The sequence below is a fragment of the Candidatus Pelagibacter sp. HIMB1517 genome (genome assembly GCF_052047895.1).
In the GTDB taxonomy this organism is placed as follows: domain Bacteria; phylum Pseudomonadota; class Alphaproteobacteria; order Pelagibacterales; family Pelagibacteraceae; genus HIMB114.
Genome location: NZ_JBNAIW010000006.1, coordinates 64,357 through 87,731 on the forward strand (window position 1 = coordinate 64,357; position 23,375 = coordinate 87,731).

Below are 23,375 nucleotides of genomic sequence, written 5' to 3' on the forward strand. Positions count from 1 at the left end.
ATTATGCTGCATCCGAATGGTTCTTTGAAACAATTTTAGAAATAACTTTATTTTTTTTAACAGACCATGAATAGAGAGAGTCAAGAATCGGTAAAACTGATTTACCAAAATCTGTTAAAGAATATTCAACTTTTGGAGGAACGACGGAATATACTTTCCTAATAATCAATCCATCTACTTCCATTTCTTTCAATTGCTTGGAGAGCATTTGTTGAGTAATCTGATTTAAAACCTTTTTGATTTGACCAAATCTTAATTTTTTTTTACTTAGGTGATGAATAATCGGTATTTTCCATTTACCACCAATTAGTTTTAATGCATTTTCAACTGGACAATTACTCATGGTATGTTTTCGCATACTAGTATGTTTTTTATTAGTACTTGTCAATTTATTCAAAATGATTAGTTAGGAGCTATGAAAATTTTACATTTAGATTCAAGTGCAAGAAAAGCAGAGTCAATTTCAAGAAAACTCGCAGCTGATTTGGTTAATAAAATTAAAAAAGACAGTGATGAAGTTACGTATAGAGATATTTCAGGAAATATCCCATTTGTTGCTGGAATTAAAGGAGCAGGCTTTATAATTCCTGAAGAAGAAAGAACTGAACAAGATAAAGAGTTATTTAAATTTTCAGACGAGCTAGTCGATGAATTATTAGCCGCAGACACAATTGTAATTTCAACACCAATTTATAATTTTGGACCCCCGGCAGCTGCCAAAGCTTGGTTTGATTTAGTTGCAAGGGCGGGAAGAACTTTCAAATATGAGCCTACTGGCCCAGTTGGCTTGATAGGTGGAGGTAAAAAAGTTTACTTGGTTGTTACTTCGGGTGGAGTTCCAGTCGGTAGTCCGGTAGATTTTTGTACACCATGGTTTAAGCAAGCATTAAATTTTTTAGGTATTTCTGACATAGAAATTATTGACTCATCTCAATTAAATATAAATGATGATAATTTAAAAAAAGCACAGGAGAAAATTAACAATTTATGATTAATGTAATTAAATATGAAGATCTAGGTGGAGCAGACCACGGATGGTTAAAAGCTAAACATCATTTTAGTTTTGCAAGTTACCAGGATCCAAAAAGAGTAAGATTTGGTCCAATGAGAGTTATTAATGATGATATTGTGGGTCCTAAAACTGGTTTTGATCCTCATCCACATGACAATATGGAAATAATTACTTATGTTAGAAAAGGAGCGATTACCCACAAAGATGATATGGGTAATGAAGGCAAAACTGGCGCTGGTGATGTTCAGGTTATGTCCGCTGGAACTGGAGTTGTTCATTCAGAATATAATTTAGAAGATGAGGATACAAATCTTTATCAAATTTGGATGTTTCCAAATAAAAAAAATGCAAAACCAAGATGGGATGCAAAAAAATTTCCAAAAGAACCAGTTGAAGGGCAACTAAAACCTTTAGTTACTGGTTTTGATAACAATCATTCAGACTCGTTAAAAATTCACCAAGATGCTGTAATTTATGCAGGAAGAGTAAACAAAGGTAAAAGCGTGAAACAAACTATCGATAGAGATCAAGCTTATGTACTATGTTCACAAGGAAAAATTAAAATTAATGATACCGAAATTAAAAAAGGTGATGGCGCAGAAATTACCGAGTTAAAAGATGTTGAAATAACATCTTTAGAAGATAGTGAAATTTTATTTATTGATCTTCCAAGATAATTTTTTAATAGTATAAATACCTCATGCCAATTGATAGTACTAAAGAGTTTAAGCCTATAAATATTTCAGTTTTAACTATTTCAGATACTAGAACTGAGGCTACTGATAAATCCGGTCAAATTTTAGCAAAGAAAATTAAAGAAAAGGGTCATGGGTTATCTCACAAGCAAATCGTTAAAGATGACAAAGATGATATTAAAAAAATTCTTTTAGAGTGGTGTAATGATAAAAATGTAGATGTCATTTTAACTACTGGTGGAACGGGGTTAACGGGTAGAGATACTACTCCTGAGGCTTTAGAAGAAATTAAGGATAAAGATATCCCAGGATTTGGAGAATTATTTAGATTAATTAGTTATAAAAAAATTGGTGCTTCAACAATACAATCAAGAGCAATGGCAGTGCTAGCAAAAGGCACTTATGTTTTTGCGTTACCAGGTTCATCAGGTGCAGTAACTGATGCATGGGAAGATATATTAAAATTTCAATTAGACTCTAGATTTGCCCCATGCAATTTTATTGAGTTAATTCCCAGACTTAACGAAAAGTAGAATTGTTTTTAATTTCTCTTCAAAGATTTGACAATTAGTATGTTATGTTATAACATAACATTATGAATAACAAAGATATAGTTCTAAAAATCATTAAAAAAAGCTCTTCAAATTTAACGGCTTATGAAATTTTAAGAAAATTTCAGAAAATTAAGAACGTTCAGCCGATGACTGTATATAGAGCCTTAAATGTCTTAATAGATGAAGGAATTATTCATAAATCAAACATTAATAAAACTTTTATTTATTGTAAGCATGATCATAGTCATAGTCACAATCCAATTATTGCAATATGCAAAAAATGTGGTGATACTGATGAACTAAAGTCTGATTTATTCATAAATTTCTTTAAAAAATATTCATTAAAAAAGTTTAAATTTGAAAATTTTGAATTGGAAGTTTCAACATTATGTACGACATGTACAAAATAGAAAGGGGGTAAAATTATGGAGCACGCTCACGAATTACCGGAATGGCTACATATATTTGAGGAAATAGATATTTTAAGAGGTATGATTTTTGGATTAGTGCATACTATTATACCGGTCATTGGATATTACACTGGCTGGAGTATAAATAGGTTTCTTAAAATTATATCTAATGGATACATCGCTGGTTTAGTTGGAGTTATACTGGCACATGTAATTGCAGATTTTATTGCAGCAACACTTGATCCACATTTGAAATCAGCAGCTTTTGGTATTGTTTTAGGTGGATTAATTCCTTTAACGATTATTCCATTTATGGAAAAATATGTAACGAAAAGTAAGTATCACATAGTTGTTGGTGATCATGATGATATTAAAAAAGATTTAAAGAAAAAACATTTATAACTTTATCACAACACTCTTTTTTCACGTTCGCTTGCGGTCTTTAGTTGGCCGCAAGCTCCCAGAATATCTTTGCCCCTTGATTTTCTTAAAGTAACAATATGACCATTATTCTTTATGATTTCTATAAATTTAGCTGTTTGTTCTTCGGTTGAAGGTAAATATTTTACACCAGGCCAAGGATTGAATTGAATAAGATTAAGTTTGCTTGGAAATCTCGACATAATTTTTGAGAGTTCTTTTGCACATTTTTCACTATCATTGATGTCTTTTAGTAGCACATATTCGATAAATATTTTTTCTCCATTTTTTTTTGTATATTCGTTACAATTATTAATAATATCTTGAATATTATATTTTTTATTAATTGGCATAATTGTATTCCTAACTTCATCATTTGATGCATGCAAAGATAAAGCTAAATAAGTTCCCATTTCATCAGCTGCTCTTTTTATATTTGGAGATATTCCAGAAGTTGATACAGTTATTTTTTTATTTGAAAAGTTAAGACCATTCTCATCTTTTAAAATTTCAACTGACTTTTTTATGTTTTCAAAATTATAAAATGGTTCACCCATGCCCATATAAACAATATTGTTAATTTTTTTTTGTTCTTTCCAATCATTCAATTCATCTTTTGCAATCAAGATTTGACTAATAATTTCATTTGATGATAAGTTTTTTACAAGTGGTTGAATACCTGTATGACAGAATTTACAATTTAAAGTACACCCTACTTGTGAAGAAATACAAAGAGTGGCATGAGTTTCAGATGGTATATAGACTGTTTCAACTAAATTTTTATCATTTAACTCCAATAACCATTTAATAGTTCCATCTTTTGATACTTGTTTATTTTTAATTTTAGGTCTGGAAAAGTTTATTATTTTAAATAATTCATCACGTAAACTCTGAGTTAAATTTGAAAATAGATTAGGATCAGAGTATCCTTTTTTGTAATAAAATTTCCAAACTTGATTGGCTCTCATAGAAGATTTTTTTTTATCTAAATTTAAATTGTTGGAAAAAATATTTTTAACTTCTCTATAATTAAGATCAGCAAATTCGATCATTTAAATTATAAATTTACTAAAAAGAAAATTAATTAATATCAAGATAAAGCCTGTAATTACTAATATGATACACCAAAACCTTAGCAAAACCGCAGTTCCTGCTTTTTCGAAATTCTTCCAAGGTATAAAATAATAACTAAGTAATGTTACTAAAATAAAAAAAAGTAAAATATCAGTTAAGCCTATATTCACTTTTGAAATTTATCTTTCCATTCAGAGTATGGCATTCCGTAAATCATTTCTCTAGAATCTGGATCAGAAATTTCAACACCTTTTTTTTCAGCCTCTTCCCTGAACCATTTTGATAAACAGTTTCTGCAAAAACCAGCCAAATTCATGAGATCAATGTTTTGGACATCTTTTCTCTCTCTTAAATGATTAACAAGTCTTTCAAATGCCTGTGATTGAATTTCTTTTTTTGTAGCTTCATCCATAAAAATAATTATAAGAAGTTTTAATGAAATTAACAGGTTCTTACAAAATTCCAACCGATAAACAAACTGTTTGGAATGCACTAAATGACCCTAAGATATTGGAAAAGTGTATACCTGGGTGTGAAGAATTTAAAAAAAATTCAGACACAAGTTTTACTGCAACGGCCACTAATAAAATCGGTCCTTTTAATGCAAGTTTTACAGGTGATGTTGAGCTTCAAGATCTCGATCCACCAAATAGTTATAAATTAGTAGGACAAGGAAATTCTCCAGTAGGTTTTGCATCTGGTGAAGCAAAAGTTACTTTGTCAGAAGACGCAGGGTTTACTGTTTTAACTTATGATGTTGAAGCAAACGTAGGTGGAAAAATTGCACAAGTTGGCGGTAGATTAATTGATATGACTGCAAAAAAAATGGCTGATATTTTTTTTGGAAAATTCTCTGAAACCATTTCTCCCGCAAAAGAGATTTCTGAACAATCACTTGAAGCTAAAAGTGATAATAAAGGAATTAATAAAAAAATAATTTATGCTGTATCAGCATTAGTAATAGTAGGCGCAATTTTACTAGTCTTTTTGTAATCAACTCATAATTGAAATTTATTTCTCCTATTGTTTTTCACTTCTTTTTTTGAGAAGATACTCTCAACAGGGGGGATTAATGGCAAAAGTAACATTAACTGTTAACGGTAAAAAGATAGAAAAAGACGTAGCTGATAACACATTATTAGTTTCATTTATTAGAGATAATCTAAATTTAACAGGCACACATGTTGGTTGCGATACCAGTCAATGCGGAGCGTGCGTAGTTCATGTTAATGGTAAATCAGTAAAAAGCTGTGCAATGTTTGCTGTTGACGCTAATGGTTCAGAGGTGACAACTATAGAAGGATTGGAAAAGGATGGAAAATTACACCCTGTCCAAGAGTCTTTTAAAAAGCATCATGGTTTACAGTGTGGATATTGTACTCCAGGAATGGTTATGAGTTCTATTGATTTATTAAAAACTCACAAAAATCCATCTGAAGAAGAAATTAGAAAAGGTTTAGAAGGTAACATTTGTAGATGTACAGGTTACCAAAACATTGTTGCATCAGTTAAAGGTGCAATTGGAAAAGTTTAAAAAAAGGAGAAATAAAAATGGCAAGCATGATTGGTTCAAAAGTTGAAAGAAAAGAAGACAAAAAGTTTTTAACAGGAAAAGGAAGATATACTGCGGATATAACATTGCATAACCAATCATATGCAGTTTTCATTCGATCACCTCACGCAAGAGCAAAAATTAAAGGAATTGATACAGCGAAAGCAAAAAAAGCATCTGGAGTTATCGATGTTTTAACAGGTAAAGATTTAGCAGATGATAAAATTGGAGGCTTGATCGCAGGTTGGAAGATTGTCAGTAAAGACGGAACAGATATGAAATGTCCCGCTCACCCTGCATTAGCTACAGATACAGTTAACTATGTTGGTGATCATGTTGCATTAGTAATCGCTGAAAGTTTACAAGAAGCAAAAGATGCTGCTGATTTGGTAAATGTTGATTATAAAGTATTAAAGGCAGTTGCAAATACAGGCGATGCCATGAATGCCGAAGCGATACACGAAGGTATTGATAAAAATTTGTGTTTTGATTGGGAACTTGGCGATAAAGCCAAAGTCGATGAAGCATTTTCAAGTGCAGATAAAGTTGTTGAGATGGATATAGTTAACAATAGATTAGTTCCAAATGCTATGGAACCTCGAGCATCTATTGGTGATTACAATTCATCTTCAGACGAACTCACTTTATATACTACAAGTCAAAACCCTCACTTATCAAGACTAGTAATGTCAGCATTTAATGCACTTCATCCAGAGCATAAATTTAGAATTGTTGCTCCAGATGTTGGCGGAGGTTTTGGATCAAAAATTTATCCTTATTCTGAAGATGTTGTTATTGCTTGGGCAGCAAAAAGAATACAGCGTCCAGTAAAATGGGTTTGTGAAAGAACAGAGTCATTCCTTTCAGACTGTCACGGAAGAGACCATATCACAAAGGCAGCTGTTGCAGTTAAAAGTGATGGAACTGTTACTGGTTTAAAAGTTGATACAATTGCAAACTTAGGTGGTTATGCATCTTTATTTGCAACTGTAACACCGACATATTTATATGGTCCATTAGTATTAGGACTTTACAATATACCCGCTGCTTACTGTAACGTAAAAGCAGTGTACACAAATACTGCTCCGGTTGATGCTTATAGGGGTGCAGGAAGACCAGAAGCTACTTATTTAATTGAAAGAATAATGGATAAAGCCGCTAAAGAAATGGGTATGGATAGAGCGGAGTTTAGAAAGAAAAACTTTATTAAACAGTTTCCTCATCAACAATGTTTAGTTCATAACATTGACTCAGGAGATTATGATGCACACTTCGATAAAGCATTAAATCTAGCTGATTATGCTGGGTTTGAAAAAAGGAAAGCAGAATCTGCAGCAAAAGGTAAGCTAAGAGGTATTGGTTTTTCAACTTATATTGAAGCATGCGGTATTGCCCCATCAGCAGCAGTCATGTCATTAGGTGCTGGTGTTGGTTTATGGGAGTCTGCCGAAATTAGATTTAATCCAACTGGAAATATTTCAGTATTTACAGGAACACATAGTCATGGCCAAGGTCATGATACAACTTTTGCCCAAATAGTTTCCGACAAGTTGGGTGTGGCAGTTGAGAATATTGAAATCGTACATGGAGATACGGATAAAGGTCCATTTGGTATGGGTACTTATGGTTCAAGATCACTTGCTGTGGGTGGTTCTGCAATCTCAAAAGCCTGTGATAAAATTGTAGAAAAAGGAAAAGCAGTAGCTGCAAATATGCTAGAAGCTAAACCTGAGGACATTGAATTTAAAGATGGAGAATTCATTGTACCTAATACTAATAAGAAAAAAACAATGGGTGAAATTGCCTTTGCTTGTTATTTACCAGGAACATATGGTGAAATAAAATCACCTTTACCGGAAGGTATGGAGCCAGGTTTAAAAGAGACAGCATTTTACGATCCAGTAAACTTCTCTTTCCCAGCAGGTTCACATATTTGTGAAGTAGAAATTGATCCAACAACTGGAGAAACAAAGGTTGATACTTATACCTGTGTTGATGACTTTGGAAACTTAATCAATCCTATGATTGTTGAAGGTCAAATTCATGGTGGTTTGGCCCAAGGAATTGGTCAAGCTTTATATGAAAATGCATATTATGATGAAACTGGTCAGTTAGTAACTGCATCATACATGGATTATTGTATGCCTAGAGCAGATAATTTTCCAGAGTTTAGAATTGATTACACATGCACGCCAGCAACTTCAAACCCATTAGGTGTTAAAGGTTGTGGAGAGGCAGGTGCAATCGCTTCTCCTCCAGCTGTAATGAACGCAGTAGTAGATGCAATTGGAACAGAAGTTACAATGCCTGCAACTGCTGAAAAAGTTTGGAGAGCAATTAAAGATAAAAAATCAGCTCAAAAAAAAGCGGCATAAGGGGGGTAAATGAAACAGTTTAATTTTCACGAAGCAAAGAACGTAAAAGATGCAGTCAAAGCTGCATCAAAAAAATCTACTTTTTTATCTGGAGGCCAGACTTTAATTCCTTCAATGAAATTAAGGTTATCTAGTTTTGACGATGTAATTAATGTCAAAAACATAAAAGATCTTCAAGGTATCAAAGTTAGTAGCAATTCTGTTACGATAGGTGCCGCAACAACACATGCTGAAGTAGCAGCGTCAAAAGATATAAAAAAAGCTATTCCGTCTCTTTCTCATTTAGCTGGAATGATAGGTGATGCTCAAGTTCGCAATAAAGGAACATTGGGTGGATCGATTGCTAATAATGATCCAAGCGCGTGTTACCCGTCCGCTTGTATAGCATTAGATGCTACAATTCATACATCTGATAGAAAAATAGAGGCATCAAAATTTTTTAAAGGTATGTTTGAAACGGCACTAAAAAAAGACGAGTTAGTTACAGCTGTAGAGTTTAAAATACCAGAAAGTTCAAGCTATGTTAAAATTCCAAATCCAGCTTCAAGATATGCAATGGTTGGAGTTTATGTTGCTAAACACAAAAAAGATGTAATTTGTGCAGTGACTGGCGCTCAAGCGGTTGTTTATCGATGCAAGGAAATTGAAAAGGAATTAGGTAATAATTTTTCTTCAGATTCTTTAAATAACCTAAATTTAGATTATAGCGAAATGAACTCAGATATTCATGCATCAGCTGAATATAGAGCAAGTTTAGTTTTATCAGCTGCTCAAAAAGCAGTCGCTAATTGCAAATAATTTAAATAATTTATTATAATCTGATAAGGTACTATTTGTGAATAATACCTTTGACGAAAAAATTCTGGATGAAGCTCAGCAATGGATAGAGCAAAATAAAAAAGTTATTCTTGCAACAGTCATTCAAACATGGGGTTCTTCACCAAGGCCAGTAGGTAGTTTGATGATTGTAAATGACTCTGGTGATTTTTCAGGCTCAGTATCAGGCGGATGTGTAGAAGGTGAGGTTGTAAGACAATGTCTAGATTTATTAAATGATAAAAATGATTTTAAAAAAATTGATTTCAAAGTTTCAAATGAAAGCGCCTGGAATGTTGGTCTTGCGTGTGGAGGCGAGATAGCAATTTTTTTAGAAAAATTAAAAAAATGAATTTAGACTTACTTCAAGAAATAATTAATTTAAAAAATTCTAAAAAAGAATTTTCAGTTATTACTGATATTAGCAATGCTAAAAGTTATATTTTTTCTTTAAACGAAAAAATACAAGAAGATCTAAAGGAAAATGAAAAAAAAATTGTTGAACTTTACAAATCTAGAAAAGATGGCTTAATAAAAGGAACAAACTTATTTGTAAAAAATTATCACCGACCGATCAAGGTCGTAATAGTTGGAGCCGTTCATATATCCCAATTTTTCGTTGAGTATGCAAAATCACTTAATCTAGATATATATATTATTGATCCACGTGGTTATTTTGCTTCCGAAAAAAGATTTCCATCAGCAAATATAATTAATTTGTGGCCAGACGAGGCTTTTAAACATTGTACATTAGATAAAAACTCGGCTTTGATTGCTTTAACCCATGACCCAAAAATTGATGATCCCGCAATACAAGAGGCTTTAAATAAAAAATGTTTTTATATTGGTGCGCTAGGAAGTAAGAAAACTCATGAGAATAGATGTAATCGTTTGATTGAAAATGGTTTTGAAAAAGAAGAGATAAAAAAAATTTTTGGGCCAATTGGAATTAAATTTGGAGGAAGATCTGCACCAGAGATAGCTTTATCAATTATTTTTCAACTGATGACTGAGATTTACAAGCAGTGATATCTGCAATTTTACTAGCGGCCGGTACATCATCACGTTATGGAAAAGATAATAAACTTCTTGTTAAATACAAAAAAAAACCTTTACTGTCATATTCTTTAAAAGCTTTATTAAAAAGCAAAGTCAAAGATATTGTTGTTGTACTTGGTAAAGATAAACAAAAGATACTAGAAGAAATTCCTCAGAACAGAAAAATTAAAGTCATTTTTAATAAAAATTATAAAAGAGGAATGGCATCTTCCATCTTAATTGGTTTGAAAAAAATAAATAAAAGCAGCCATGGCTTTATGGTATGCTTATCTGATATGCCAAAAATAAAACCTTCCACCTATAATAAAATTATTAATTATTTTAATAAAAATAAAAAAATTCCTTGTGTTCCTTGTTATAAAAATAGAAATGGAAATCCAGTATGCTTTCCAATCAGCTTTAAGTCTAAAATCAAAAATATCAAAGGTGATCAGGGAGCAAAAAAAATCCTTCTGATGAATAATTTTAATAAAGTTAATATTTCATCAAGTTCAATATTAATTGATTTTGATAAAAAATCTGATTTTAAAAAGTAAATTCTTTTAAATATTCTTTTAGCTTATTTGGTTTATCTAAAGTTATTATTTGAAACCCTATTTTTTTTGCTGATTCAGTATTTTCTGGTCTATCATCAATAAAAAGTGTTTTTTTAGGATCACAAATAAATTTTTTAATGGCTAGTTCATAAATTTTTGCATCTGGTTTTTTTAGACCAACTTTTCCAGATATAATCATGTCGTCAAACTCATTAACAAATTTATTTTTAGATGCATAAATATCAAACTGATCACCAGGGAAATTACTTAAAATAAAAATCGGAATCCCTTTTCGTTTTAAGTCAAATGCAATCTTAAGATTTTCCTCATAAATACCAACTATCATCTCTTGAAAGCGACCATAAAATGACTCTATCGCATATTTATAATCTGGATGTTCTTCAATTTTTTTTAAGGTTGCGGGTTTTGTATCATAAACTAAATCTTGTTGAATATGCCATTCCCAAGGACATATATTTTTAAAAAAAAAATCCGTATCTTCTGGGGTATCAAAAATTTTATTATATAGATTTCTTGGATCAAATTTAACTATAACTTTCCCAAGATCAAAAATTACTTTTTCAATTGTATTCACGATAAATCGATAGCGAATTTTTTAAGAGTTTCTAAATTTATAATTTCTAAAGTTTTTTTATTGGTACTTTTAATAAAAATCTTACATGGATGACCAGCATCTACTGCTCTCTTAAACCATGTTGCACAAACACACCAGCTATCACCATTTTTTAATCCTACGAAATTATATTCTGGTCTAGGTGTAATCAAATCGTTACCGTTATCTTTACAAAATTTTAAAAAATCATCGTTTACTTTTGCACATACGGTATGAGTACCAATATCGTTTTCATCTGTATTGCAACATCCATCTCTGTACCAGCCTGTTAATGGATCTAATGAGCAATTTTCTAATTTCTCACCAAGAACATTGAGTTGATTTTTAGTCATGAAAGACGTTTGCAATTTTTTCTTCTAATTCAATATTCAGTGAAAAGGATCGCCTTTCACCATTTGTATGAAATGGATAGGCTGTATGCATTAAGTAATTTGGAAATAATATCATATCTCCAACTTTCGGAACATGATTATAAATACTATCGCTTAAAAAATTCTTAGAGCCATTAATGAAATCAATTGTTCCATTGGTTTTGATGTTTTTTTTACTTTTATTAAAATTTTTTGGAATCTTCAGATATCCTACCGCAGATAAATGTCCATCATGATAATGAATAGGGTTATATTCATTTTGAAACTGTCTTACCACCCATAGATTTTTAATTGTTATTTTTTTTGCGTTTTTATTGATGGATTTTTTTAAAAAAACTTTTACTTCTTTGGCAATAAGTTTTGATAGGTTTTTCTTTATGAAAGTTTTCGGCAACTGAAATTCTTGTTTAACCTCACCAACTAGTTTTTTTGAATAATTAAGTTTTTTTGCTAATTGTTTATTTTCTAGTATTCTATCAACCTCAGTATTTATTTTTTTAATTATAGAAATAGGTAGTTTAAATTTACCTATCTTGGGTCCAAAAGGGCTTAGAACTTTCATTTTAAAGCTTCGTTGGGTTTGGTTGACCCTTGTATACAATTTCAGGGTCAAATGTTTTTTCTTTTTCCTCAAATTTTAATTCAATATCATCAGTTTTATTTTCGAGCGGTATTGATCTATAAAAACATGAGTAGTATCCAACATGACAACTTGCTCCATCACTAATATCAACTGATATCCATACAGAGTCTTGATCGTCATCTATTCTTATAAATTTTACTTTTTGAACCCATCCACTCGTTTTACCTTTATGCCAAATAGCATTTCTTGATCTACTGAAATAATGCGCTTCTTTTGTCTCTATAGTTTTTTTAAACGCTTCCTCATTCATATAACCGTGCATTAAAATTTCTCCAGATTTATAATCAGTGGTGATTACTGGTATCAACCCATTTTGATCAAACTTAGGGCATAATTCTTTACCTTCTTCTACTTGTTCTACAGATATTCTTTTTTTAAACATTGTTATGTGTATCTATAATTGTATATTAGATTAATCAAATTTAATTATACAGGGACTTAATGACAAATAAAAATGTAACAGAATTTAGAGCAAAATTAGAAGAAAAAATTAGCAAAGAGGAAGCAAAAAAAGCTATTCAAACAATATTAAAATACATTGGGGAAAATCCTGATCGTGAAGGCCTAATTGAAACCCCAAAAAGAGTAATCAAAGCTTTTGATGAATATTTTTCAGGCTATGCAGAAAACCCTCAGTTATATTTGGAAAAAACTTTTGGAGATGTGGAAGGATATGACGATATGGTTATTCAAAAAAACATATCTATCCAAAGCCATTGTGAACATCATATGGCGCCAATAATTGGAATTGCTCATGTGGCTTATATACCTTCAGAAAAAGTTGTAGGTCTAAGCAAATTAGCTAGAGTCGTTGAGGCATACTCAAGAAGATTGCAAACTCAAGAGAGATTAACCATGCAAATTGCTAATGCGATTAACAAGGGTTTAAAAGCTCATGGAACCGCAGTGTGTATTGATGCCATTCACCAATGCATGACGACTAGAGGAGTAATGAAAGAAAACGCTACAACTGTAACAAATTATTTCACAGGCTCATTTAGAGATAGTCAGTCACTTCAGCAAAGATTTTTATCTTATATTAACCAAAAGTAATGTTTGATATTCCTGATAAATATAAAAATTTAAAAAAAGTTTATGTTGATACAACTCATGTAGCGACACAAATAGATAGCCCTAAAGTTTATTATAAAATCAAACCAAACGAGGGATATGTAGTTTGTGGATACTGTAATATTTGCTTTATTTTAAAAGAGGACGCAGATCTTGATACGGATAGAGTGTTTTTTTATAATGAAAGACAGAGTAAATTAGAACATCAATCAAATTAAAATTTTATGAGTTTTAAAGCTATAGTTTTAAATAAGGATGGTGAAAACTTTACCAGAGAAGTCAAAGAAGTTGAAAAGTCTTTTTTAACTCATGGTAATGTTTTGGTTAAAGTAGATTATTCATCTTTAAATTTTAAAGACGGTATGATTTTAAAGAATGGAGGAAACCTAGTTAAAGATTATCCTCATATACCAGGTATAGACTTTGCAGGAACCGTTGAGGAAAGTGAATCTGACAAATTCAAAAAGGGTGACAAAGTCATATTAACTGGCTGGAGAGTAGGCGAGGTTTTCTTTGGAGGGTATTCTCAGTATGCAAAAGTTCAAGATGATTTTTTAGTTAAAATGCCAAATGACCTAGATAGCAAAAAGGCAATGATATTAGGAACAGCAGGCCTTACAGCCTTAATGTGTGTTTTAGCTATTCAAGCAAGAGAAACAATTCTTTTAGGTGAGCCAATCAAAGATGTTTTGGTGACAGGTGCTACAGGTGGAGTTGGAAGTGTTGCGGTTTTAGCGCTTAGTAAACTTGGATATAATGTTTCAGCCGTAACTGGAAAAAAAGATAAATCAGATTTTTTAAAATCCTTAGGAGCAAATAATATAGTAGATCGTTCAGAGCTCGATCAAGATGCAAGACCAATTGATAAAGGCTTATACGATGGGGTAGTTGATACAACAGGTGGAAAAATACTTGCAAAAGCATTATCTCATACAAGACCAAATGGTATCGTAGCTGCTTGTGGATTAGCTAGTAGTTACAAATTAGAGACAACTGTTATGCCTTTTATTATTAGAGGGGTTAAGCTTTGGGGAATAGACTCTGTTACAGCTCCTGCAAAAAGAAGAGAATTTTTATGGTCACAAGCAACTACTTATATTGATTTTAAAAAGTTGTCCGAAGGTGTCCAAGAATGGGGTCTTGAAGATTTAGTTCAAAATTCATCTGAAATATTAAAAGGCCAAATTTCAGGAAGAGTTATTGTAAACGTAAATAAATAATATGGATTGGGATAAATTAAAGATTTTTCATGCTGTTACCCAAGCAGGAAGTTTTACTAAAGCCGGGGAAGTATTAAATTTAAGTCAATCTGCAATAAGCAGACAAATTCAATCTTTAGAATACGAACTTAAATGTAGCCTTTTTCAAAGACACGCAAGAGGGCTGTCTTTAACTGAAAATGGAGAAACTTTATATAAAACCGCCAACGAAGTTATTTCTAAAATTAAAGAAGTAGAAACTGACCTTGTTGAGAGAAAAGATAAACCATCTGGAAAATTAGTAGTTACCACAGTTGTTGGTTTTGGTGGAATTTGGCTTACTCCAAGAATTAAAGAATTTAGGGATAAGAATCCAGATATTGAAGTAGAGTTAATTGTTACAAATGATGAGCTAGACTTAAGCTTAAGAGAAGCTGACATAGCTATTTGGATGAGACCTCCAAAACAACTTAATTATATTCAAAGAAAGTTAGTTGATATTAATTACCATATTTACGGTTCTTCAAAATATATAGCAAAAAAAGGGACACCAAAAACTACAAAAGATTTGGACAAACATGATCTAATTACTTACGGTAAAGGTACGCCCTCACCATTATCTGAAAAAGAATGGATTTTAAAATTAGGATCTAAACAAAAAAGAAAACCTGTAATGAAAGTTAATAATATTTATTCATTAATGTTAGCTGTTGATGCCGGAGCTGGTCTAGCAGCATTACCCGATTATATGGTGGGTGATAATAAAGGTTTAGTTCGAGTTCTTCCTGAAACAAAGGGACCAAAATATGAAGCGCATTTTGTCTACCCACAATCTTTAAAAAATGTTGCAAGAGTAAAAGCTTTTAGGGATTTTATATTTAATAAAGTTGCTGAATGGAATTTTTAGGCATTCAAAACTCTTTTTTTTAACCTCGGTTTTTTTTGTTTTTTTAATTTTGTTTGAAGGTCTTTTAGTAATCTATATCTAGTTTTAAGCTCTTTTTGTTTTTCTTTATAACTATGACTAAGATTCTTTTTTTTTGATTTTAATATTAGTTGATAGGAAAATAAAATAACAAAATAAATGATAAGTAAAATTATACTTATCTTTAATAGCAGAGCCGTATTAAACCCCTTTTTTTGTTAATGCTTGAATTTTTATATTGGCACCATCTTCGATTGATATACTTTCGCCAACAACATCTCCTTCGAAGTTACACCCTTTATTAATTTTTACTCTTTTTGCTGATAAAGAACCTTTTATTTTTCCATTAACTTCAATTTCATTTGCATTGATGTCACCATTGATATCTGCGGTATCTGATAAATTTACTTTATTAGCTGCAATGTTGCCATCAAATTTGCACCCAAGTATAATATCGTCTTTTTCAGTTATTTTACCTTTTAATTCAACATCAGGTAAAAGAATTGAATTTGATGATGCCATTTAGACTTTTGTATTTTTAATTATCTTCTTCTTTAGCTGTACCGAAGAAACCGCCACCAGATTTTTTATTCGTTTCTTCTTCGTCTTTTACCAATTTGATTTTTGATTTTTGGAAATCTTCATCTGACATTTCAGCAATTGTTCCACTAATCTTTCCACCTAAAGCAATTTCTAAATCTTTATATCTTATTTCTCCTTTTGCTACTCCTGAAGAAGAAACAGATAATGTACCAGCAACTTGTAAGTTACCATCGTAATTACCTTCAATTTCAGCAGTCTCTACAGCTGTCTCTCCATCAACACCGCCACCATTTTTGACACTTATTTTTCCAGCAGCAACTTTCCCAGTGTGTTTACCATTTACGATAACTTCATTTGGAGCATTAATTTCACCATTTACAGAAACGCCAGAACCAATATGAATATTACCTTCCTTGGTACTATCCATTGATGATGTTCTTGAAGTAGTAGACCTTGTAAAAGGGCTTCCAGAAGATTGATTATTATTTTCGTCGTCAAAAATTGCCATTTTTATAATTCCTTTTTGTTAAAAAGATTTTATAAAACAACATATTAATAGAATCCAGTCAATTTATTATGTAAATTGATATTTTTTGTAATGATTTATCTTTTTACAGGTCTCATAATAGGTTTTTTTGTTGCATTACCGGTAGGAGCTGCTGCTTTATTATGCATAAATCGATCAATTCAATATGGCTTAAAAGCAGGCATATTTACTGGTTTGGGAGTTGCAACTGCAGATTTAGTTTACGGCTTTTTTGCAGTATTTGGGCTTTTTGCAATCTCAGGAGAGACATTAGAAAATCAACCAGTTTTAAGGCTAGCAGGAGCATTTTGCATTATGTTTATTGGTTTAAGAATGATGACCAAAGTTCCAAATACAAATTCTGATAATGCCCTACATGAAACGGCTTTCAAGGATGCATTAACTGGCTTTTTAGTAACAATTAGCAATCCAATGACCATAATTGCCTTTGTGGCTGCTCTTTCTTACGTTAATTATTTAATGGAAGAAATCAGTTACTTTGGATCTTTGCTTATAATTACAGGTATTTTTTTTGGATCTTTTTTTTGGTGGTTAGCGCTTTCCTCTTTATCAATAAAATTAAAGGATAAATTAACTTCAAATTTCTTAAGAAAAATTAATTTAATTTCTGGTTCATTAGTTTTTATTTTTGGAATATTACTTGTTTTGAGTATAAAGGGTTTTTAATGTTACAATATATTTTATCTTTTGTTATTTTGATCTCTGTTGTTGTATTTGTTCACGAATATGGACATTATTATTTTGCAAAGAAATATAAAGTTGGTGTCACTGATTTTTCTATAGGCTTTGGTAAAGAATTATTTGGTTTTAACGACAAAGATGGAACAAGATGGAAAATATGCGCAATTCCACTTGGTGGATATGTAAAGTTTTTCGGAGATAGTAATTCAGCCTCTCAACCTGTCAGTTTATCTAAAATTGATGATAAAGATCATTCAAAATTATTAACTACAAAGCCATTATACCAAAGGGCAATAATTGTTTCCGCAGGTCCAATAGCTAATTTTATATTAGCTATTTTTATTTTCTCATTAATCTTTATGACTGTTGGAAAAGATATTACTGTTCCAATTATAACTGAAGTTCAACAAAATTCACCTGCTTCAAAAGCTGGATTAAAGAGTAATGATCAAATTACTTTTATTGATGAGAAAAAAATTGAAAGCATTAATGATGTCGCTTTATACATAACCACAAGTAAATCCGATAAAGTGAAGGTAGAGGTTTTAAGAAATCAAAGACCTTTATCTTTTATTATTGAACCTGAAAAAAAAATTACTAAGGACAATTTTGGTAATAATATTGAAAGAAAATTAATTGGAATAAAAATAGCTCCTCTCAAAGGTAAAATGGAAAGAGAAAAACTTGGTCCATCAAAAGCGATATTTTTATCTATTAAAGAAACCTATAATACAATTTCAATGACATTATCTTATTTAGGAAAAATGATTGTTGGAAAAGAAAGTGCCGATCAATTAGGAGGTCCTATTAAAATTGCACAAATTTCAGGAAAGGTTGCTGAACATGGATTGATACCTTTCTTATCGATCATGGCATATATATCAATCAGCTTAGGCTTAATTAATTTATTTCCAATACCATTGTTGGATGGCGGTCATTTATTTTTTTATTTAATTGAATTTTTAAGAGGAAAACCGTTAAGTGAAAATGTTCAAATTTATTTTTATAAATTTGGAATGGCTGTTTTGTTTACTCTAATGTTTTTTGCAACTTTTAATGATCTTAAAAGTCTTGGATTGTTTTAAAAAGTCGTTTTTTACAAACTATTAGTTGAAATCTGTGGTTAAAAAGTCCCCCAAAATGATTTTTCGTTGATTTTATTGAGTTTTTGAAAGAATGTTAATTATTAACGATTCGAAAGGACCAAAATGAACAAAAAACAGCTTGTTGCTAAAATTTCTAGCACATTAAACTTAAGTAAAGCTGATGCCGAGAGAACATTTGATAGCATAACTAATATTATTTTAGATGCGCTTAAAGATGATGACGCGGTAAAAATTGCAGGTTTTGGTACTTACAAAGTAGCAAAAAGAAAAGCAAGACAAGGAAGAAACCCAAGAACTGGGGAAACTATCCAAATCTCAGCTTCGCAAAAAGTGAAGTTTTTACCTGCAAAAGCTTTAAAAGACATGTTCAATAAATAGTCTTTCAAAACAGCCTTATTTTCCAATAAAATAAGGCTGTTTTAAATCTTATTTTTTTCACACAATTAAATAAATCACTTTTTTATTGATTGAATTATTGATCAATAAAAATAAAGTTAGTTTAATTAATTATATAGGAGTCGATATGTTTTCAAAAAAATTAGCAGATAAATTAGATGAATATCATCTATTAAAACATCCATTTTACCAAGCGTGGAATGAAGGAAAATTAAATAGAGAAATTATAAAAGATTATGCTGAGCAGTATTATCAGCACGTAAAAGCTTTCCCAAGATATATCAGTGCAACACATTCTTTATGTGAAGATATTTCAAAAAGAAAAGTGCTTTTGGAAAATTTACAAGAAGAAGAAGATAGAGACAATGATCATCCTAAACTTTGGAAACAGTTTGCAATGGCGTTGGGAGCTGATGACAAGGAAATTGAAACTAAAGATCAAGATAGTTTCACAAAAGATATGATCGATAATTTTTTCAAACAAGCAAGATCAAGTTATGCCGAAGGACTTGGTTCTTTTTATACCTATGAAAGACAAGTTCCAGAAGTTGCTGATGTAAAAATTACTGGATTAAAACAACACTATGGTGTCGATACTAAAGAAGGGCTACAGTTCTTTGAAGTTCACAAAGATGCAGATGTAATCCATAGAGCTGAATGTGAAAAACTTTTAGACGAACTTACTCCTGAAGAACAAGCAAAAGCAGAAAAAGCAGCGCTAACAACTGCTAAATTTATGTGGAACTTTTTATCTGGAGTAGCTTTAAAGCACAAATTACCTTTGGAGTGTGCAGCCTAAATAATTAATTCTTAAAAGCGCAGCCATACAAAACGGCTGCGCTAAAAATCTAAATGTCTAAGCCAACAACAAAGCCTAATAGTCCATATTTTTCCTCAGGTCCTTGTAAAAAAAGACCTGGTTGGAATACATCTATGTTTGACTTGGAAACATTGGGCAGATCACATAGGGCAAAACCTGCAAAAGAAAAATTATTGCAAGTTATTGAACAGTCAAAAAAAATTTTAAACTTACCAGCTGATTATAAAGTTGGAATATTAGCTGGCTCTGATACTGGAGCTGTTGAGGCTGCAATGTGGAATTTGCTTGGACCGAATGGCGCTGAAGTTTTAGCTTGGGAAAGTTTTGGATTGGACTGGGCAAAAACAATTACTGACCAATTAAAAATTCAAGGAAGCAATGTTCACAAAGCTGATTATGGTAAATTACCAGATTTATCAAAAGTAGATTTTAATAAAGATGTTCTTTTTAATTGGAATGGAACAACCTCAGGAGTTAGAGTTCCTGATGCAAATTGGATACCAGATAATAGAAAAGGTTTAGTTTTATGTGATGCAACATCCGCTGTATTTGCCATGGAAATGAATTTTGCAAAGCTTGATGTTATCACATGGTCGTGGCAAAAAGTATTAGGCGGTGAGGGTGCCCATGGAATGATTGCATTATCTCCAAAAGCAATTGAGCGTTTAGAGACATATAAACCTAAATGGCCATTACCAAAAATATATAGATTAACATCAAAAGGAAAGTTGGCTGACGGAGTTTTTAAAGGTGCAACTATCAATACCCCATCCATGTTTTGTGTAGAGGATGCTCTTGATGCATTAGCTTGGGTTGAGTCTATAGGTGGTGAAAAAGGTGCAATTGATAGATCAAATAAAAATCTTGATGCAGTCAAATATTGGGTTGAACAAAGTGATTGGGCAGATTTTTTATGTGAGGATAAATCAAATTTATCTTCAACCAGCATTTGTCTGAAAGTTAAAGACAGTAACTTTTTAAAGTTAAGTGAAGAAGAACAATCTAATAAAATTAAGGAAATCAACAATCTTTTGGATAAAGAAAAAGTAGCATACGATATTAATTCATATCGAACAGCACCTCCTGGTTTTAGAATCTGGGGTGGATCAACTGTGGAAACTTCTGATATTGAAAATTTATTACCTTGGTTAGATTGGGCTTATGCTGTAGTAAGCAGCTAAATGTATAAAGTTTTAATTGCAGATAAGCTTAGTGAGGAAGCGGTAAGCATCTTTAAAGAAAATGGAATTGAAGCAGTTGTAAAAACTGGTCTAGGCGAAGAAGAATTAATAAAAGAATTAGAAACTTGTGATGGTCTAGTTGTTAGATCCGCAACAAAGCCTAATAAAAATATTATTGAAAAATCCAAAAGACTTAAAGTGATTGGAAGAGCTGGTATTGGAGTTGATAATATTGATCTTGAGGCCGCTACCAATAATGGAAAAGTTGTAATGAATACTCCTTTTGGAAATTCTATAACAACGGCAGAACACGCAATTACATTAATTTTATCTACTGCAAGACAAATACCTTTTGCAGATAAAACTACTCATGAAGGAAAATGGGAAAAATCTTCAATCAAAGGAGTAGAGGTAACTGGAAAAACTCTAGGAGTAATAGGTTGCGGAAATATTGGTTCAATCGTTGCCAATAGAGCTTTAGGATTACATTTTAAAGTGATTGTTTTTGATCCGTTTTTACAAGACGAGCGAGCAAAGGATATGGGAGTTGAAAAAGTTGAATTAAACGATTTATTTAAAAGATCTGACTTTATAACTTTGCATACTCCTTTAACTGAGAAGACAAAAAATATTATAAATAAAGATTCATTTAAACTAATGAAAAAAGGTATCCGAATTGTAAATTGTGCCAGGGGTGGATTGATTGATGAAGAAGCTCTGAGAGAAAATCTGGAAAGTGGTCATGTCGCAAGTGCTGCATTAGATGTTTTTGTAAATGAGCCTCCAAAAGATAGTCCTTTACTTGGAACCAAAAATTTAATTATGACACCTCATTTAGGGGCATCCACAACTGAAGCACAAGAAAAAGTTGCTTTGCAAGTTGCAGAACAAATTTCAGATTATTTAAAAACTGGTGCTATTACAAATGCCGTGAATACTTTTTCATTAACAGCTAAAGAATATAATTCCGTACAGCCCTACCTAAAACTTTCTGAGCAATTAGGTGGATTTGCAGGACAATTAACAGAGAATGCTATCAAAAGAATTGAAATAGAGTTTGAAGGCCAGGTATCACAAATAAATACTCAGCCATTAATGCAAACTATGATTTGCGCACTGTTAAAATCAAATTTTGATGGTGTGAATGTTATTAATTCAATTTTAGTTGCAAAAAATAAATCTATTCAGATATCAGAGACCAAGCATGAAAAAGCGTGTGAATATCAGTCATGCGTAACTCTTACTATCGAGACAGATAAACAAACAAGATCAGTTTCGGGAACTTTATTTGGTGGCAAGCCAAGAATAGTGAATATTAAAGGTATCAAAATTGAAGCTGAACTTGCTAAACATAATCTTTATATTAGCAATGAGGATAAACCGGGTTTTATAAGTAATTTATCTAAAATATTATCAGATAATAATATTAATATCGCAACATTTAATCTTGGAAGAAAAGATAGTGGCGGAGAAGCCATTGCCCTTATATCTACAGACAATCCGATAGAAGAAAAAGTCTTAGATAGTATAAAAAAATTGCCACTAGTTATTCAAGCAAAAACACTTACTTTTAATGAATAATAAATTTTTATCATTAGTTGCAAATGAAGCATTTGCACCTAGCGATTTGATCAAATTTTGTGAAGAAAATTTATCTTTAAATATAATAAATTCGAATATTCTTTCAAATCAAGCATTAGAAGTTGAAATAGAAAATTTTGATGAAAATAAAACTCAAAATTTAGAAAAAATTTTCGACGATAAAAAAGTTGATTTTTGCATCAGAGATAAAAATTATAAAAACTTTAAAATTTTATTATGTGATATGGATGCCACTATGATTGCCAATGAAACTTTAGATGACTTAGTAAAGATTACTGGCTCAGATTTTAATGTTGATGAAACTAGTAAATTAGCAATGGAAGGTAAGATTGATTTGAGAACAACATTAAAAAATAGAGTAGAAATTTTAAAAGGTCAGCCCAAAAGTTTAATAGATGAAGTGCTAAAAGGCATTCAATTTAATTCTGGTGGAAAAACTTTAGTAGCAACATTAAATAAATTGGGATTTGAAAGTAATTTAATTACAGGGGGGTTCAAACCAATCTCGACATTTGTTGGAGAAAAATTAGGTTTTAAGAATGTGATTAGCAATGAATTTAATTTTGATGACAATGATTGTTTTGCTGGTGATTATATTCCTATCACTGGAGAGAAAAATTCTAAATATAAATATATGGAAAAAGTGTCATCTGAACAAAATATCTCTTTTGATGAAATGGTTTCAGTTGGTGATGGCTCTAATGATTTGCAGATGCTCAAGCATTCAGGTTTGGGTATTGGGTATCATGCACATCAAATCATCAAAGATAATATACCAACTCAAATAAAGTATACAGATTTAAAAACTGTTTTGTATTTTATTGGAATTAAGGAAAAGGAATTTGTCAGTTAGATGCTTGAATCCTATCTCAAGCCTTATAAAGTTAATTTAAATAACCTTAAAAGAATTGGCCCCATTAATGACGGCGGATATGTCATTCATAAAAAATCTTTGGAATTAACGAAAAAAATAATAACTCTCGGCTTAAATGATGATTGGGAATTCGAAAAGCATTTTATAAAATTAAATAAATTTGTAAAAGTTGAGGCTTATGACCATACTATTAACAAAAAATTTTGGATTAAGAGGTTTAAAAAAGATATTATTGATTTTTTTTTATTTAAAAAATTAAAATTAAATAAAATTTTAGAT

32 protein-coding genes and 1 pseudogene are annotated in these 23,375 nt (G+C 31.2%); 24 read left to right on the plus strand and 9 right to left on the minus strand.

Annotation, left to right across the window (positions count from 1 at the left end; all coding sequences use genetic code 11):
* Nucleotide 1 precedes the first annotated feature (1 nt).
* Entirely contained in the window at nucleotides 2-343 is a 342-nt protein-coding gene (locus tag ACTTAT_RS04020) for a winged helix-turn-helix transcriptional regulator (RefSeq protein WP_440679795.1), read from the minus strand.
* A 72-nt stretch (nucleotides 344-415) separates the two neighbouring features.
* Here ACTTAT_RS04020 and ACTTAT_RS04025 point away from each other — a divergent pair, with 72 nt between their 5' ends.
* The 5 genes from ACTTAT_RS04025 to ACTTAT_RS04045 all read left to right on the plus strand — a co-directional run bounded on the left by ACTTAT_RS04025 (nucleotide 416) and on the right by ACTTAT_RS04045 (nucleotide 3,073).
* Nucleotides 416-991 (plus strand): FMN-dependent NADH-azoreductase, encoded by a 576-nt coding sequence (locus ACTTAT_RS04025; protein WP_440679796.1) that lies wholly within the window; start codon nucleotides 416-418, stop codon nucleotides 989-991.
* Nucleotides 988-1,689, plus strand: coding sequence for a pirin family protein (locus tag ACTTAT_RS04030; protein ID WP_440679797.1), 702 nt, complete (start codon nucleotides 988-990; stop codon nucleotides 1,687-1,689). Before ACTTAT_RS04025 ends, ACTTAT_RS04030 begins: the two co-directional genes overlap by 4 nt.
* A 23-nt stretch (nucleotides 1,690-1,712) precedes the next feature.
* The gene (moaB, locus tag ACTTAT_RS04035; RefSeq protein ID WP_440679798.1) at nucleotides 1,713-2,240 is read left to right on the plus strand and encodes a molybdenum cofactor biosynthesis protein B; all 528 of its coding nucleotides are present in this window, start codon (nucleotides 1,713-1,715) and stop codon (nucleotides 2,238-2,240) included.
* Between the two features lie 62 nt (nucleotides 2,241-2,302).
* Nucleotides 2,303-2,671: a Fur family transcriptional regulator gene (locus ACTTAT_RS04040; RefSeq protein ID WP_440679799.1), complete on the plus strand. Its 369-nt coding sequence runs from the start codon at nucleotides 2,303-2,305 to the stop codon at nucleotides 2,669-2,671.
* Between the two features lie 15 nt (nucleotides 2,672-2,686).
* Nucleotides 2,687-3,073 carry a hypothetical protein gene (locus tag ACTTAT_RS04045; protein WP_440679800.1) on the plus strand — a complete coding sequence of 129 codons (387 nt, stop codon included), beginning with the start codon at nucleotides 2,687-2,689 and terminating at the stop codon, nucleotides 3,071-3,073.
* 5 nt (nucleotides 3,074-3,078) lie between these two features.
* Here the strand turns inward: ACTTAT_RS04045 and rlmN are convergent, their stop codons facing one another.
* Together rlmN and ACTTAT_RS04055 are read right to left on the minus strand one after the other, a co-directional pair.
* A complete protein-coding gene (gene rlmN / locus ACTTAT_RS04050) occupies nucleotides 3,079-4,143 on the minus strand; it encodes a 23S rRNA (adenine(2503)-C(2))-methyltransferase RlmN (protein ID WP_440679801.1) in 1,065 nt (354 codons plus the stop codon).
* Between the two features lie 188 nt (nucleotides 4,144-4,331).
* On the minus strand, nucleotides 4,332-4,577 hold the full coding sequence (locus ACTTAT_RS04055; protein WP_009359968.1) for a DUF1244 domain-containing protein: 246 nt from the start codon (nucleotides 4,575-4,577) through the stop codon (nucleotides 4,332-4,334).
* Between the two features lie 23 nt (nucleotides 4,578-4,600).
* Here ACTTAT_RS04055 and ACTTAT_RS04060 point away from each other — a divergent pair, with 23 nt between their 5' ends.
* The 7 genes from ACTTAT_RS04060 to ACTTAT_RS04090 all read left to right on the plus strand — a co-directional run bounded on the left by ACTTAT_RS04060 (nucleotide 4,601) and on the right by ACTTAT_RS04090 (nucleotide 10,503).
* Nucleotides 4,601-5,158 carry an SRPBCC family protein gene (locus tag ACTTAT_RS04060; protein WP_440679802.1) on the plus strand — a complete coding sequence of 186 codons (558 nt, stop codon included), beginning with the start codon at nucleotides 4,601-4,603 and terminating at the stop codon, nucleotides 5,156-5,158.
* Nucleotides 5,159-5,237: 79 nt separating this feature from the next.
* Nucleotides 5,238-5,699, plus strand: coding sequence for a (2Fe-2S)-binding protein (locus tag ACTTAT_RS04065; RefSeq protein ID WP_440679803.1), 462 nt, complete (start codon nucleotides 5,238-5,240; stop codon nucleotides 5,697-5,699).
* A gap of 26 nt (nucleotides 5,700-5,725) precedes the next feature.
* Nucleotides 5,726-8,092 carry a xanthine dehydrogenase family protein molybdopterin-binding subunit gene (locus tag ACTTAT_RS04070; RefSeq protein WP_440679825.1) on the plus strand — a complete coding sequence of 789 codons (2,367 nt, stop codon included), beginning with the start codon at nucleotides 5,726-5,728 and terminating at the stop codon, nucleotides 8,090-8,092.
* Nucleotides 8,093-8,101: 9 nt separating this feature from the next.
* The gene (locus ACTTAT_RS04075; protein ID WP_440679804.1) at nucleotides 8,102-8,890 is read left to right on the plus strand and encodes an FAD binding domain-containing protein; all 789 of its coding nucleotides are present in this window, start codon (nucleotides 8,102-8,104) and stop codon (nucleotides 8,888-8,890) included.
* Between the two features lie 37 nt (nucleotides 8,891-8,927).
* Nucleotides 8,928-9,260 (plus strand): XdhC family protein, encoded by a 333-nt coding sequence (locus ACTTAT_RS04080; RefSeq protein ID WP_440679805.1) that lies wholly within the window; start codon nucleotides 8,928-8,930, stop codon nucleotides 9,258-9,260.
* Entirely contained in the window at nucleotides 9,257-9,937 is a 681-nt protein-coding gene (locus ACTTAT_RS04085) for an XdhC family protein (protein WP_440679806.1), read from the plus strand. The genes ACTTAT_RS04080 and ACTTAT_RS04085 overlap by 4 nt, the downstream gene beginning before the upstream one ends.
* Nucleotides 9,934-10,503, plus strand: a complete 570-nt coding sequence (locus ACTTAT_RS04090; RefSeq protein WP_440679807.1) for a nucleotidyltransferase family protein — start codon at nucleotides 9,934-9,936, stop codon at nucleotides 10,501-10,503. The genes ACTTAT_RS04085 and ACTTAT_RS04090 overlap by 4 nt, the downstream gene beginning before the upstream one ends.
* On the opposite strand, the gene ACTTAT_RS04095 is transcribed toward ACTTAT_RS04090, so the two are convergent.
* The 4 genes from ACTTAT_RS04095 to hisI are packed head-to-tail and all read right to left on the minus strand — an operon-like array spanning nucleotide 10,493 to nucleotide 12,533.
* On the minus strand, nucleotides 10,493-11,098 hold the full coding sequence (locus ACTTAT_RS04095; RefSeq protein WP_440679808.1) for an HAD family hydrolase: 606 nt from the start codon (nucleotides 11,096-11,098) through the stop codon (nucleotides 10,493-10,495). The genes ACTTAT_RS04090 and ACTTAT_RS04095 overlap by 11 nt on opposite strands.
* On the minus strand, nucleotides 11,095-11,469 hold the full coding sequence (locus ACTTAT_RS04100) for a DUF2237 family protein (protein WP_009359977.1): 375 nt from the start codon (nucleotides 11,467-11,469) through the stop codon (nucleotides 11,095-11,097). Before ACTTAT_RS04100 ends, ACTTAT_RS04095 begins: the two co-directional genes overlap by 4 nt.
* Nucleotides 11,462-12,070, minus strand: a complete 609-nt coding sequence (locus ACTTAT_RS04105; RefSeq protein WP_440679809.1) for a putative 2OG-Fe(II) oxygenase — start codon at nucleotides 12,068-12,070, stop codon at nucleotides 11,462-11,464. Before ACTTAT_RS04105 ends, ACTTAT_RS04100 begins: the two co-directional genes overlap by 8 nt.
* A 1-nt stretch (nucleotide 12,071) precedes the next feature.
* Nucleotides 12,072-12,533: a phosphoribosyl-AMP cyclohydrolase gene (gene hisI / locus ACTTAT_RS04110; protein ID WP_440679810.1), complete on the minus strand. Its 462-nt coding sequence runs from the start codon at nucleotides 12,531-12,533 to the stop codon at nucleotides 12,072-12,074.
* 59 nt (nucleotides 12,534-12,592) lie between these two features.
* Between hisI and folE the strand changes: the two genes are divergently transcribed.
* The 4 genes from folE to ACTTAT_RS04130 are packed head-to-tail and all read left to right on the plus strand — an operon-like array spanning nucleotide 12,593 to nucleotide 15,328.
* Nucleotides 12,593-13,204: a GTP cyclohydrolase I FolE gene (gene folE / locus ACTTAT_RS04115; RefSeq protein WP_440679811.1), complete on the plus strand. Its 612-nt coding sequence runs from the start codon at nucleotides 12,593-12,595 to the stop codon at nucleotides 13,202-13,204.
* Entirely contained in the window at nucleotides 13,204-13,440 is a 237-nt protein-coding gene (locus tag ACTTAT_RS04120) for a zinc-finger domain-containing protein (protein WP_009359981.1), read from the plus strand. The genes folE and ACTTAT_RS04120 overlap by 1 nt, the downstream gene beginning before the upstream one ends.
* Before the next feature lie 6 nt (nucleotides 13,441-13,446).
* Entirely contained in the window at nucleotides 13,447-14,442 is a 996-nt protein-coding gene (locus ACTTAT_RS04125; protein ID WP_440679812.1) for an MDR family oxidoreductase, read from the plus strand.
* A gap of 1 nt (nucleotide 14,443) precedes the next feature.
* Nucleotides 14,444-15,328 (plus strand): LysR family transcriptional regulator, encoded by an 885-nt coding sequence (locus ACTTAT_RS04130; RefSeq protein WP_440679814.1) that lies wholly within the window; start codon nucleotides 14,444-14,446, stop codon nucleotides 15,326-15,328.
* 219 nt (nucleotides 15,329-15,547) lie between these two features.
* On the opposite strand, the gene ACTTAT_RS04135 is transcribed toward ACTTAT_RS04130, so the two are convergent.
* Together ACTTAT_RS04135 and ACTTAT_RS04140 are read right to left on the minus strand one after the other, a co-directional pair.
* Nucleotides 15,548-15,868, minus strand: coding sequence for a bactofilin family protein (locus ACTTAT_RS04135; protein WP_440679815.1), 321 nt, complete (start codon nucleotides 15,866-15,868; stop codon nucleotides 15,548-15,550).
* Nucleotides 15,869-15,884: 16 nt separating this feature from the next.
* Nucleotides 15,885-16,397, minus strand: coding sequence for a bactofilin family protein (locus ACTTAT_RS04140; protein ID WP_440679816.1), 513 nt, complete (start codon nucleotides 16,395-16,397; stop codon nucleotides 15,885-15,887).
* A 90-nt stretch (nucleotides 16,398-16,487) separates the two neighbouring features.
* Here ACTTAT_RS04140 and ACTTAT_RS04145 point away from each other — a divergent pair, with 90 nt between their 5' ends.
* The 8 genes and pseudogenes from ACTTAT_RS04145 to ACTTAT_RS04180 form a co-directional block, all read left to right on the plus strand.
* On the plus strand, nucleotides 16,488-17,102 hold the full coding sequence (locus tag ACTTAT_RS04145) for a LysE family translocator (RefSeq protein ID WP_440679817.1): 615 nt from the start codon (nucleotides 16,488-16,490) through the stop codon (nucleotides 17,100-17,102).
* Nucleotides 17,102-18,202 carry an RIP metalloprotease RseP gene (gene rseP / locus ACTTAT_RS04150; RefSeq protein WP_440679818.1) on the plus strand — a complete coding sequence of 367 codons (1,101 nt, stop codon included), beginning with the start codon at nucleotides 17,102-17,104 and terminating at the stop codon, nucleotides 18,200-18,202. The genes ACTTAT_RS04145 and rseP overlap by 1 nt, the downstream gene beginning before the upstream one ends.
* 123 nt (nucleotides 18,203-18,325) lie before the next feature.
* Nucleotides 18,326-18,601, plus strand: a complete 276-nt coding sequence (locus ACTTAT_RS04155; protein WP_009359988.1) for an HU family DNA-binding protein — start codon at nucleotides 18,326-18,328, stop codon at nucleotides 18,599-18,601.
* Nucleotides 18,602-18,746: 145 nt separating this feature from the next.
* Nucleotides 18,747-19,418, plus strand: coding sequence for a CADD family putative folate metabolism protein (locus tag ACTTAT_RS04160; RefSeq protein WP_440679820.1), 672 nt, complete (start codon nucleotides 18,747-18,749; stop codon nucleotides 19,416-19,418).
* Nucleotides 19,419-19,471: 53 nt separating this feature from the next.
* Nucleotides 19,472-20,620, plus strand: coding sequence for a phosphoserine transaminase (locus tag ACTTAT_RS04165; protein WP_440679821.1), 1,149 nt, complete (start codon nucleotides 19,472-19,474; stop codon nucleotides 20,618-20,620).
* Nucleotides 20,621-22,201: a phosphoglycerate dehydrogenase gene (gene serA / locus ACTTAT_RS04170; RefSeq protein ID WP_440679822.1), complete on the plus strand. Its 1,581-nt coding sequence runs from the start codon at nucleotides 20,621-20,623 to the stop codon at nucleotides 22,199-22,201.
* Nucleotides 22,194-23,075: a phosphoserine phosphatase SerB gene (gene serB, locus ACTTAT_RS04175; RefSeq protein WP_440679823.1), complete on the plus strand. Its 882-nt coding sequence runs from the start codon at nucleotides 22,194-22,196 to the stop codon at nucleotides 23,073-23,075. Before serA ends, serB begins: the two co-directional genes overlap by 8 nt.
* Nucleotides 23,076-23,375, plus strand: a pseudogene (locus tag ACTTAT_RS04180) (hypothetical protein); the annotation flags it as partial.